The organism is Yinghuangia aomiensis, from assembly GCF_039542225.1.
GTDB classification, from domain to species: domain Bacteria; phylum Actinomycetota; class Actinomycetes; order Streptomycetales; family Streptomycetaceae; genus Yinghuangia; species Yinghuangia aomiensis.
Map to the genome: position 1 here is coordinate 168,940 of NZ_BAABHS010000006.1, position 11,078 is coordinate 180,017.

An 11,078-nucleotide genomic window follows, 5' to 3' on the forward strand; every position below is an offset into this window, starting at 1 on the left:
CTCTCCGTCAGGCCTGTGGAATTCCCCTGCTCTTACCCGTCTCCCCGAAAGGCCCCCTGTGGACGACTGGATCAAAGACGGCGCCGAGATCTACCGCCGTTCGTTCGCGACGATTCGGGCCGAGGCGGACCTCGCGCGGTTTCCCGAGGACGTGTCGCGGGTCGTCGTCCGCATGATCCACGCGTGCGGCATGACCGACCTCCCGCAGGACATCGGGTTCCACCCGGACGTCGCACGGGCCGCGAGTGCCGCGCTGCGCGGTGGGGCGACGATCCTGTGCGATGCGCAGATGGTGGCCTCGGGAGTGACGCGCGCACGGCTGCCGCGGGACAACGACGTCAAGTGCCTGCTGTCCGACCCGCGCGTACCGGAACTCGCCGCAGCGCAGGCGACGACCCGCAGTGCGGCGGCCGTCGACCTGTGGGGCGACGACCTCGACGGCGCCGTCGTCGCCGTCGGCAACGCGCCGACGACGCTGTTCCGGCTGCTCGAAGTCCTGGACGCGGGTGCGCCGAGGCCCGCCGCGATCGTCGGCGTTCCGGTGGGCTTCATCGGCGCCGCCGAGTCCAAGCAGGCGTTGGCCGAACGCGCGCGCGACATCCCGTACTTGGTCGTACACGGCCGCCGCGGAGGCAGCGCCATGGCGGCCGCCGCGCTCAACGCGATGGCGAGCGAGAAGGAATAGGCCACCGGAACCGCGACCCGCCGCGCCGCCCGCCACACCGCCCGCCCTACCGCGAAGTCCCTGCTCCCCCACGTCCCCCCGCATCCGCACGTCCCCCGCTCGACCCCGGAGACCCCTGTGACCGAGTCCGCCCCGCCCGCCCCCGTTTCCGCCGTGCCGCCGACCGGGCGGTTGTACGGTGTCGGACTCGGGCCCGGCGACCCGGAGTTGATGACGCTCAAGGCGCACCGGATCATCACGTCCGCGGACGTCGTGGCGTACCCGGTCAAGAAAGGCGCCCCGGGGGTCGCGATCACCATCGCGGGCCGCTACCTGAACGACGGTCAGGTACGGCTGCCGCTGGAGTACCCGGTGACCACCGGCACGACCGACCACCCGGGCGGCTACGACGGCGCCCTCGCCGAGTTCTACGACACCACCGCCGCCGAGATCGCCGCGCACCTCGACGCGGGGCGCGACGTGGCGGTGCTGTGCGAGGGCGATCCGTTCTTCTACGGCTCGTACATGTACTGGCACGAGCGGCTGGCCGACCGCTATCCCGCCGAGGTCGTGCCGGGTGTCACGTCGGTCAGCGGCGCGGCCGCGGTGCTCGGGCGGCCGCTGGTGCAGCACGACGAGGTGCTGACGATCCTCCCGGGCACGCTGCCCGCGGAGGTGCTCGCGGCCCGGCTGCGTACGTCGGACTCGGCGGCGGTCATCAAGCTCGGCAAGCGGCATTTCCCGGACGTGCGGGCCGCGTTCGAGGAAGCCGGGATCGCCGAACGGACGTGGTACGTCGAGCGGGCCACGACCGACCGTCAGCGGATCGAGCAACTCCCGGACGTGGCAGCCGGATCCGTCCCCTACTTCGCCCTCGTGGTGGCCCCGTCGGCATCGCCGGGCACCCCGTTTGCGACGAACCGTACGCCGGTCGAGCCGGTGGCGGAGTACGCGGTCCCCGCACCCACCGGCATCCTCGGCTCGGTCGACGTCGTCGGCCTCGGCCCGGCCGGCCCGGCATGGCTGACGCCGGAGGCGCATGCCGCGCTGGCCGCCGCGGACGACCTGGTCGGGTACGGCCCGTACGTCTCCCGCGTACCGCCCCGCCCCGGGCAGCGCCGCCACCTGACCGACAACCGCGTCGAGGCGGAACGCGCCCGGCACGCGCTGGCGCTCGCCGAGGCGGGCGCCCGGGTGGCCGTGGTGTCGAGCGGCGACGCCGGGGTATTCGCGATGGCGTCGGCGGTGCTGGAAGCCGCGGACGAGACGAAGAGCCCCGTGCCGGTGCGCGTGGTGCCCGGGCTGTCGGCGATGCAGGCCGTCGCGTCGCGGGCCGGTGCGCCACTGGGACACGATTTTGCGGTGATCAGCTTGTCCGACCGGCTCAAGCCATGGGACGTCATCGCCCGCCGCCTGACCGCCGCCGCGCAAGCCGACCTCGCGGTCGCGATCTACAACCCGGCGTCGAAGACGCGCCGCCACCAAGTCGCGGACGCCCGCGACCTGTTCCTCGAACACCGCGACCCGGCGACGCCGGTCGTGGTGGCGCGGGACGTCGGCGGCCCGACCGAGGCGGTGCGGATCGTGGCGCTGGGCGACCTCGACCCGGAGATCGTCGACATGCGCACGATGCTGATCGTCGGCGCGTCGACGACCCGCACGTACGCCCGCCCGGACGGGACGACGGGGGTCTACACGCCGCGCCGCTACCCGGCGTGAACCACGGCGGCAGGGGGCGGGCGTGGGACAGTGGGCGCGCCATGAGCGCCATCACGTCCCACCGGTTTTGCGGCGGGCCGACCCAGGTCCCGGTCCAGGCCCAGGTCCAGGTCCTACCGGAGGCCGCGCACCCACGCCTCCGCCTCGTCCGCACTCGCCACGCACCGCTCGGCGGTCACCGGCGGGCGGTCGATCATCACCACCGGCACGCCGAGTTCCCGCGCCGCGGCGAGCTTGGCGGCGGTCTGGGTGCCGCCGCTGTCCTTGGTGACGAGTACGTCGATGCGGTGGCGGCGCAGCAGCGCGATCTCGTCCTCGACGGTGAACGGCCCGCGCGCGAGCAGCAGTTCGAGCCTCGCCGGGACGGGGCCGGTGGGGGGTTCGACGCTGCGGAGGAGGAACCACAGGTCGTCGAGTGCGGCTCCGGCGTAGGGGGCGGTCTCCAGGCGTCCGGTGGTGAGGAAGACGCGGCGGCCGAGCGCGGGGAGCAGTGCGGCGGCGGCATCGGCGTCGGGGATCCGGCGCCAGTCGTCGCCCGCTTCCGCCGCCCATCCGGGGCGCTGCAGGCGCAGCAGCGGCACGTCCGCCCGGGCGCACGCGGCGACGGCGTTGGCGGAGATCCGCGCGGCGAACGGGTGGGTGGCGTCGACGACGGCCGTGACACCTTCACGGGCGAGGTAGACCGCGAGCCCGTCCGCACCGCCGAACCCGCCGATGCGGGACTCGCCGACGGGCAGCACGGGCGCCTTGGTGCGCCCGGCGAGCGACGAGACGACGCGGAGGCCGGAGGTGCCGTGCAGGTGCGTGGCAAGCGAGCGGGCGTCCGACGTCCCGCCGAGGATCAACACGTGCACAGGTACTCCTCTGCTGCTCCCCGCTCCGCTTTTCCCCGCCATCCCATCACCCGCGGTTCGGAGGCTCGCCGATGACCCGCCCTTCGGGACCGCTGCGCCGCGGCTGGACGACGGGGGCGTGTGCGACGGCCGCCACCACCGCGGCCTACCAGGCCTTGCTGACCGGGGAGTTCCCCGACCCGGTGACGATCACGCTGCCGGGCGGGCAGACCCCGGCTTTCGCCCTCGCCGTCGAGTCGCTGTCCGACGACGCGGCAATGGCGGGCGTGGTCAAGGACGCGGGCGACGACCCGGACGCCACCCACGGCGCCCTGATCCGCGCCACGGTGCGCCGCGGCACCCCCGGCAGCGGCGTGGTCTTCCGCGCGGGCCCGGGCGTCGGAACGGTGACCCTGCCGGGACTGCCGCTGGAGGTGGGCGAACCGGCGATCAATCCCGTCCCGCGCCGCATGATGCGCGACCACATCGCCGCGGTCGCCGCGGCCCACGGCGCCTCCGGCGACGCGGTGGTCGAGATCTCCGTCGACAACGGCGAGGAGATCGCCACCCACACGTGGAACCCCCGCCTGGGCATCCTCGGCGGCATCTCCATCCTCGGCACGACGGGCATCGTGATCCCGTACTCCTGCTCGGCCTGGATCGACTCGATCCGCCGCGGCATCGACGTGGCCATCGCCACCGGCGAGACCCACGTCCTGGGCGCGACGGGCACCACCTCCGAACGCGTCGGCGCCGAGATCCACGGCCTCTCCGGCACGGCCCTCCTCGACATGGGCGACTTCGCCGGCGCCCTCCTGAAATACCTCCGCCGCCACCCCGTCCCCCACCTCACCATCGCCGGCGGCTTCGCCAAACTCGGCAAACTCGCCGACGGACACCTCGACCTGCACTCGGCCCGCTCCCAGGTCGACCTGGCCTCCCTGGCCGAACGCGCCGCCGCCCTGGGCGCCGCCCCCGCCCTGACCACCGCCATCCACAACGCCAACACCGCCCTCCACGCCCTCCAACTCGCCGAAGCAGCCGCCCTGCCCCTGGGCGACGCGGTGGCCGCCGCGGCCCGCGACGCGGCCCTGCGGCACCTGCACGGCAGCGCAATGCCGATCGAGGTGGACGTGATCGCGGTGGATCGGATGGGGAGGGTGGTGGGGAGGGCGGGGTAGGGGGCGCTCGGCCGTGTGGAGGTCGATCACGGTATATAGGGGTACAGTTTATATAACTGCACCTATATATTCGCGGAGACGCCTGTGCGCAAGCCCGCCGAGATGTTCGATCGCGAGTACGAGTGGTCGGCACTGACCCGCTTCATCACCGACGAGCAGCCCGGTGCCACGCTCGGTGTCGTCTCCGGGCGGCGCCGCCAAGGCAAGACGTTCCTGCTCGATGCGGCGTGCCGGGCCGCGGGCGGGTTCTACTTCGGGGCGACCGAAGCCACCGACACCGAGTCCTTGCGGCGCATCAGCGCGTCGCTGACCGCGCACGTGCGGCCCGCCGCCCCGTTCCACTTCGCGAACTGGAGCGAGGTGGTGGACGCGCTGTTCGCGCTCGGTGCGGAGCGGCCTGTGCCGGTCGTCATCGACGAGTTTCCCTACCTGGTGCGGGCAAATCCGGAGCTGCCGTCGATCATCCAGGAGGCCTTTCGCCCGCTGCGTGATGCCCGAACGGCGTCGCGGGCGCGTGTGCTGCTGTGCGGGTCGGCGCTGTCGTTCATGGGCAAGCTGCTATCCGGCAGTGCCCCGCTGCGCGGCCGCGCCGGGCTCGAACTCGTCGTCCGCACCCTCGACCACCAACTCGCCGCCGAGTTCTGGGAGATCACCGACCCGCACCTTGCGCTCCGGGTCAACGCCATCGTCGGCGGAACGCCGGCCTATCGGCGCGAGTTCGCCCGGGGCGACAGCCCTCGGGACGGCGAGGACTTCGACCCGTGGGTCGTCCGCACGGTGCTCAACCCCGAGACTCCGCTGTTCCGGGAGGCCCGCTACCTCCTCGCCGAGGAACCGGACCTCCGGGATACCGCGCTGTACCTGTCCGTTCTCGGCGCGGTCGCCGACGGGAATGCGACGCGTGGCGGCATCGCCGGGCACCTCGGCCGCAAGGCGACCGACCTCGCCCACCCGATCACCGTGCTGGAGGACGCCGGACTGCTGCACCGGGACCAGGACATCTTCCGCGACAACCGTCCGACGTACCGCATCGCGGAGCCGCTCATCGGCTTCTACCACGCCGTCATGCGCCCGGTCTGGGACCAGCTCGAACGCCCCGGAAGCGCCGCCCGGGTATGGAAGGCCACCCGGCGCCGTTTCGTCTGCAACGTCGTCGGGCCGCATTTCGAGCAGGTGTGCCGCGAGTGGACTCTCCATCACGCCGATCCGGACCTGCTCGGCGGGCTTCCGGCTCAAGTCGGGCACGGAGTCGTCCACGACACGGCTGCGCGCGTGGGCCACGAGGTGGACGTCGCCGTGGTCGGACTCGCCGACGGCCGGAAGCCGCCGCTGCTCGCGATCGGCGAGGCCAAATGGAACGACGTCATGGGCCTGGCACACATCGAACGCCTGCGCCACATCCGGGAAGTCGTCGGCCGAGCGGGACGTTACGACGCCTCCGCCACCAAGCTCCTGTGCTTCAGCGGCGCAGGATTCAACGACAAGGCGCGGGCAGCGGCGAACGCGGACCCCACGATCGAGCTGGTCGATCTGCGGATGCTGTATGGCTTGAGCTGACCGAAGCAGTTGCGCTTGGGGACCGCTCGGTCGGTCAGGTCGACTCCGGCACCCAGCGGATGCCGATTGCGTCGAGCCAGGTGTAGTCGTAGCCGATCAGGTCGAGTTGCATGCGCATCCAGGCGCGGCAGGAGTCGTCCTTGGACACCCAGGCGAGTGAGAGTGGGTGTGGCCGCGCCGGGGCCTTACTGCGGCGCCGGAACCAGCGGCGCCGCGGGGGATCGGCGACCGCGCGCGTGGGCCACTCCATCACGAGTTCGGCGACGGCGTAGATCTGACGGCGTGCGTCCGTCGTGCCGTTCCATCCGGAACCCGGGCCGTAGTACAGCCGGTCGCCCAGGGCCATGCTGCGGATTTCCCGGAGCGCGCGGTAGGACAGGAAAGCCATGGCGCCCTGGTCTTCCTTTGTCAGCGGCCGCGCGGTCACCCGGAGCAGGTCTTCATGAGAGGTGATGATCCGCAGGGCCGTGGCCATGGCGGCAATCGTAGGCGGCTGCCGCAGCAAGGGAGGTCGCCCGGCGGAGCCTTGCGTCAGCTCCCCACCGTCGCCTCCGTCGGCAGTTCCTCGCGGGTCGGCCGCTGCTGTCCGTTGGTCGGCCTGCGCGTGGTGGCCACGGTCAAGGAGATCAGGGCCAAGGCCGTCACCACGCTGCCGTAGACGACCGCGGTGTGGAGGAGGCCCGCGTGGGGGACGGTGAAGCCGGCGATGACGGCGGGGACGCAGAAGGCCAGGTAGTTGAGGACGTAGAGGGCGGCGAAGAGTTCCGCGCGTTCGGCGGGGGCGGCGGTGGGGACGATGGTGGTCAGCGCGCCGAGGAAGGCCGCGCCGAAGCCGTAGCCCGCGACCGCGCTCGCCGCGAAGAACAGCGCGGTGTTGTGGAGGCCGAGCGCGGCGAGGGTGGCCGCGGCGCCGGCGGCGAGGGCGGTCGAGCCGATGACCAGGGTCGGGCGGGCCGCGCGGCGGCGCATCGTGAGGGAGCCGGTCACGGCGCCGGACATCATCGTGGTGATGGCGAGTCCGGCGACGAAGTGGTTCCGCACGTGCAGGATTCCGGCCGCGAGCGTCGGCGCCAGGGACAGGTACAGGCCGCCGAGCGCCCACACCGCGACCAGCGCCGGGAGTACGGCGGCCAGCGGTCCCCGCGACGCGCGCGGTATGCGGACCTGCGGAAGCAGCGAGCCCGCCGCGCCGGGCCGACGGGTCACCGTCTCGGGTATGCAGACCAGCACGACCGCCGCGGCGAGGCTCGCGACGAGCAGCACGGCGAACACGGTCACGCGCGGCGCCGGCCCGTACTCGACCAGCAGACCCGAGCCGAACGCGCCGAACGCCAGGCCCGCCGTCGACGCCGCGCCGTTGGTCAGCGCGCCGAGCCCCGGCCGGCTCTCCGGCTCCAGGTCGACCAGCGCCGCCGCGATCGCCCCGGTCGCGATGCCCGTCGCGAGGCCTTGGACGGCACGCGCGGCCAGCAGCCACCCGACCGACCGCGCCTCGGCGAACACCAGCATGGCGACCGCTTCCACGACGAGCGCCCCGATCATCACCGGACGGCGGCCGAGGTAGTCGGACAGGCTGCCCAGCGTCAGCAGCGCGAGCAGCAGGAACACCGCGTACACGGCGAACACCGTGGTCAGCATGCCCGCCGAGAAATGCCAGCGGGCCTGGTACACGACATACAGCGGGGACGGCGCCGACGCGGCGAACATCAGCACCAGCAGAGCGGCGGTGACCAGCCAGAACGCCGCGGTGCGGGACACGCGGAAGGAACCGGGCATGCGGGGGACCTCGGGGCGGCTCGAAGCGAGGCGCAAGGCGGTGGTTCGCGGCCCCGGACAGGAGGCGGGTGCCGCGACGGCGTGCAGACCCCACCGCCTTAACGCAAAGATCTTGGCTTTAATGGACGCTACACCTGACGCCGCCAAAAGCAAAAGTCCTGGCGTTAAGGTGGCGGAGTGAGCCCAGACACCCCGGTCGGCGCGGACGAGCGCCCTCCCGCCCGCCGCGAAGGCGGCCGTAGCGCGCGCGTCCGCGAGGCGGTCTTCTCCGCCGCCGCCGAGTTGATCGCCGAGGGCGGCGCCGAGCGCCTCAGCATCCCCGCGGTCGCCGCCCGGGCGGGTGTCAACCCGACCACGGTGTACCGGCGTTGGGGCGACGCCGCGGGCCTGCTCCGCGATGTGACCGCCAACCGGCTGGCCCCCCACGACCCGCCCCCGGACACCGGCACGCTGCGCGGCGACCTGTCCGCCTGGGCCGCGCAGACCCTCGGCACCATCACCACCACGGAGGGCCTGGCCCTGCTCCGCGGGTCGGTCGCCTGCGCCGCGACGTCCGAGGGCCCCAGCCCCCGCATGGCCGCCCGCGAAAGCCAGCTCGCCGCGATCCTCGCCCACGCCGCCGAGCGCGGCGATCCCCACCCGACCCTGCGCCAGACCCTGGACTACCTGCTCGCCCCCCTGTACCTGCGCGTCCTCCTCAACCTCGCCCCCGCCGACACCGCCTACGCGGACACGCTGGTGGACGACTTGGTACGGCACTACGCGAAGCCCGATTAGCGTGCCCGGCGACCGGGCAGGCGATTGCGCCGGGACACCGGGACACGACGTCGTCGCGGCACAGCGATGAGTCCGCGCCCCCGCGCGGGTCTACCCCGGGAGAGCTCCTCGACTTCGCCTGAAGGATGGTTCTGCCGTGAGTGATTCGTCCCGTTTCCCGGAAGACGTCCGCGCGCTCGTCGCCGGAACGAACATCGCGCACCTTGCCACGCTGCTGCCCGACGGGTCGCCGCATTCGGTGCCGCTGTGGGTGGGCCTGGAAGGGGACCGGATCGCGTTCCTGACCTCACCGGAGTCGCGCAAGGCACGGAATGTGGCGAAGGATCCGCGGGTGGCGCTGTCCTTGCTGGACGCGGAGCAGCCCACGCGGATGGCGCACGTCCGCGGCCGGGTCGTGGCGGTGGTGGACGGCGACGAGGGGTGGGCGATCATCGACCGCATGGCGCAGAAGTACCTCGGCATGCCCTACCCGCTGCGCGAGGACCGGGTGGTCTACCTCGTCGAGGTGGAGCACGCCGGAATCATCGCGTTCTGAGACACGGGGCGCACCGGGGACGCCGTCGGCTCGGCCGGCAACAGCGGGTGGCCGAGCACGTCGTCATGGCTCGCCCCCGGCAGCACGGCAAGTTGCGCGGCAGAACGGCCGCTGCCGTCGAGGCCGGCGTCCTTCGGCCCGCCACCGGTCTTCGGCAACGGACGGCCTCGGGAGCGGCGTCCGGGCGCGCGGCACCGACACGCCCCCGACCGGAGCAATAGGGCCGACGGTGTCGGGTCGTTGCGGAGTCTGGAGAGCGACAGGCCTCAGTCCCCTGTCGCTAAGGAGCCCTCATGAAGATCCGTCGTTTCTGCGCCGTGGCCACCCTGGCCGCCGCGGCCCTGGCCGTTGCCGCGCCCGTGGCGTCCGCCGGTGTCGATGTCCACAACGTGGAGAAGTCGCACGTCAAGGTCGGCCACCACGTGTCGGTGTTCCAGCTGAAGGTGCAGGACGTCAAGGTCGGCCACGGCCACGTGTCGGTCTTCCAGAAGACCGTCGACGCGGTCAAGGTCGGCTGACGCCGAAGACCGGAAGCCACGCGCGCAACGCGACGGAGGCCGGGCCCCGGGAGACTCCCGGGTCCGGCCTCTCGCGATTGTGCGGGAGTCGCGCCCCGAAGGGCGCGGAGGCCCCGGAAGCTACGCCCCCGCCGCCGACCGCACCCGCTCCGGTGAATACAGGTGGCTCTCGCAGAACCCCGGCGCCGAGTCCTCCAGGACCCGGCCGATCATGATCACCGCGACGGCCTTCACACCGTTGTCTCGCACCAAGGCCTCAAGATCCGCCAGCCGCCCCCGCACCACCAGCTCGTCGGGGCGCGACGCGCGCGCCACGACGGCGACCGGGCAGTCGGCGCCGTACAGCGGGGTCAGCTCGGCGACGATCCGGGCCGTCTCGCGCACTGCCAAGTGCAGGACCAGCAGCGCGCCCGACCGGCCGAGGGTGGCCAGGTCCTCGCCCGGCGGCATGGCGGTCGAGTTGTTCGAGACACGGGTCAGGACGACCGTCTGGCCGACGCCGGGCAGCGTCAGTTCGCGGCCGAGGGCCGCCGACGCGGCGGCGAAGGCGGGCACACCCGGGGTGATGTCGTACGGAATCCCCAACGCGGCCAAGCGGCGGATCTGTTCGCCGACCGCGCTGTAGAACGACGTGTCGCCCGAGTGCAGCCGTACGACGTCGAGCCCGTCGTCGTGCGCCGCCCGGAACTCCGCGACGATCTCGTCGAGGGTGAGGTCGGCGGTGTCGACGAGACGCGCGTCCGCCGGTGCGGCATCCAGGAGTTCACGCGGCACGATGGCGCCCGCGTACAGGCACACCCGGGCCGACTCGATCAGCCGCAGGCCCCGCACCGTGATCAGGTCGGCCGCGCCCGGGCCCGCACCGACGAAGTGGACGGTCATGGACGGGACTCCTCTGCCACGTGCACGGCCTCGTCGGCCGACCGGCCCGGTGCCGGGTCGACGGCAGCCGGGCGGGTCACGATCCACTGGGTCACCGGCATCGACGCCCGCCACCCGGTGAACCTCCCCACCGGTGTCGACCGGCTGATCTGAATACGCGTCAACTCGCCGCCGAGCAAAGCCCGCTCACGCACGATCTCGGCCTCCGTCTCGACCGTGACCGCGTTCGCGACAAGCCGTCCGCCGGGCCGCAGCGCCGCCCAGCAGCGCTCCACCATGCCCGGCACGGTCAGCCCGCCGCCGATGAACACCGCGTCGGGAGCCAGGTCCGACGTGTCGAAGACGTCCGGAGCGTCACCCACCACGACCCGGAGTCCGGGTGCCCCGAGCGCATCGCGGTTCCGCGCAATACGACCGGCCCGTTCCGGGTCGCGTTCGAAAGCCACCGCCCGCCCCGTCGGATTGGCCCGCAGCCACTCGATCCCGATGCTGCCGCTCCCCGCCCCCACGTCCCAGAGCAGTTCACCGGGGCGCGGGGCGAGCGCGGCCAGGGTCAGCGCACGGATCTCGCGCTTCGTGAGCTGGCCGTCGTGGTCGAACGCCTCGTCGGGAAGACCTGGCGTGAGGACGTCCGTG

11 protein-coding genes and 1 pseudogene are annotated in these 11,078 nt (G+C 72.8%); 7 read left to right on the top strand and 5 right to left on the bottom strand.

Annotated features, from left to right (window positions below; translation table 11 throughout):
- Positions 1-58: 58 nt before the first annotated feature.
- Together ABEA93_RS10245 and ABEA93_RS10250 are read left to right on the top strand one after the other, a co-directional pair.
- Positions 59-685, top strand: a complete 627-nt coding sequence (locus ABEA93_RS10245) for a precorrin-8X methylmutase (RefSeq protein WP_345675069.1) — start codon at positions 59-61, stop codon at positions 683-685.
- A gap of 117 nt (positions 686-802) precedes the next feature.
- A complete protein-coding gene (locus ABEA93_RS10250; RefSeq protein WP_345675070.1) occupies positions 803-2,383 on the top strand; it encodes a precorrin-2 C(20)-methyltransferase in 1,581 nt (526 codons plus the stop codon).
- A gap of 113 nt (positions 2,384-2,496) precedes the next feature.
- Here ABEA93_RS10250 and ABEA93_RS10255 read toward each other — a convergent pair whose 3' ends face one another.
- Positions 2,497-3,237 (bottom strand): cobalt-precorrin-6A reductase, encoded by a 741-nt coding sequence (locus ABEA93_RS10255; RefSeq protein ID WP_345675071.1) that lies wholly within the window; start codon positions 3,235-3,237, stop codon positions 2,497-2,499.
- Between the two features lie 71 nt (positions 3,238-3,308).
- On the opposite strand from ABEA93_RS10255, the gene ABEA93_RS10260 reads away from it, so the two are divergent.
- The gene (locus tag ABEA93_RS10260) at positions 3,309-4,397 is read left to right on the top strand and encodes a cobalt-precorrin-5B (C(1))-methyltransferase (protein ID WP_345675072.1); all 1,089 of its coding nucleotides are present in this window, start codon (positions 3,309-3,311) and stop codon (positions 4,395-4,397) included.
- Between the two features lie 84 nt (positions 4,398-4,481).
- On the top strand, positions 4,482-5,954 hold the full coding sequence (locus ABEA93_RS10265; RefSeq protein WP_345675073.1) for an AAA family ATPase: 1,473 nt from the start codon (positions 4,482-4,484) through the stop codon (positions 5,952-5,954).
- 34 nt (positions 5,955-5,988) lie between these two features.
- Here ABEA93_RS10265 and ABEA93_RS10270 read toward each other — a convergent pair whose 3' ends face one another.
- Positions 5,989-6,429 carry a hypothetical protein gene (locus ABEA93_RS10270; RefSeq protein WP_345675074.1) on the bottom strand — a complete coding sequence of 147 codons (441 nt, stop codon included), beginning with the start codon at positions 6,427-6,429 and terminating at the stop codon, positions 5,989-5,991.
- 56 nt (positions 6,430-6,485) lie between these two features.
- Positions 6,486-7,730: an MFS transporter gene (locus ABEA93_RS10275; RefSeq protein WP_345675075.1), complete on the bottom strand. Its 1,245-nt coding sequence runs from the start codon at positions 7,728-7,730 to the stop codon at positions 6,486-6,488.
- A gap of 177 nt (positions 7,731-7,907) precedes the next feature.
- Between ABEA93_RS10275 and ABEA93_RS10280 the strand changes: the two genes are divergently transcribed.
- The 3 genes from ABEA93_RS10280 (at position 7,908) to ABEA93_RS10290 (ending at position 9,560) form a co-directional block, all read left to right on the top strand.
- The gene (locus tag ABEA93_RS10280; protein ID WP_345675076.1) at positions 7,908-8,507 is read left to right on the top strand and encodes a TetR/AcrR family transcriptional regulator; all 600 of its coding nucleotides are present in this window, start codon (positions 7,908-7,910) and stop codon (positions 8,505-8,507) included.
- A 136-nt stretch (positions 8,508-8,643) separates the two neighbouring features.
- Positions 8,644-9,042, top strand: a complete 399-nt coding sequence (locus ABEA93_RS10285) for a PPOX class F420-dependent oxidoreductase (RefSeq protein WP_345675077.1) — start codon at positions 8,644-8,646, stop codon at positions 9,040-9,042.
- A gap of 293 nt (positions 9,043-9,335) precedes the next feature.
- Positions 9,336-9,560, top strand: coding sequence for a hypothetical protein (locus tag ABEA93_RS10290; RefSeq protein WP_345675078.1), 225 nt, complete (start codon positions 9,336-9,338; stop codon positions 9,558-9,560).
- A 120-nt stretch (positions 9,561-9,680) separates the two neighbouring features.
- On the opposite strand, the gene cobM is transcribed toward ABEA93_RS10290, so the two are convergent.
- A complete protein-coding gene (cobM, locus tag ABEA93_RS10295) occupies positions 9,681-10,442 on the bottom strand; it encodes a precorrin-4 C(11)-methyltransferase (RefSeq protein ID WP_345675079.1) in 762 nt (253 codons plus the stop codon).
- Positions 10,439-11,068: pseudogene (gene cbiT, locus ABEA93_RS10300) on the bottom strand (precorrin-6Y C5,15-methyltransferase (decarboxylating) subunit CbiT); the annotation flags it as partial. The pseudogene cbiT and the gene cobM, both read right to left, overlap by 4 nt.
- Positions 11,069-11,078 lie beyond the last annotated feature (10 nt).

Coding starts and splice junctions, on each gene's coding strand:
- ABEA93_RS10290 (WP_345675078.1), top strand. CDS start 9,336: ATGAAGATCCGTCGTTTCTGCGCCGTGGCCACCCTGGCCGCCGCGGCC.
- ABEA93_RS10270 (WP_345675074.1), bottom strand. CDS start 6,429: ATGGCCACGGCCCTGCGGATCATCACCTCTCATGAAGACCTGCTCCGG.
- cobM (WP_345675079.1), bottom strand. CDS start 10,442: ATGACCGTCCACTTCGTCGGTGCGGGCCCGGGCGCGGCCGACCTGATC.
- ABEA93_RS10260 (WP_345675072.1), top strand. CDS start 3,309: ATGACCCGCCCTTCGGGACCGCTGCGCCGCGGCTGGACGACGGGGGCG.
- ABEA93_RS10275 (WP_345675075.1), bottom strand. CDS start 7,730: ATGCCCGGTTCCTTCCGCGTGTCCCGCACCGCGGCGTTCTGGCTGGTC.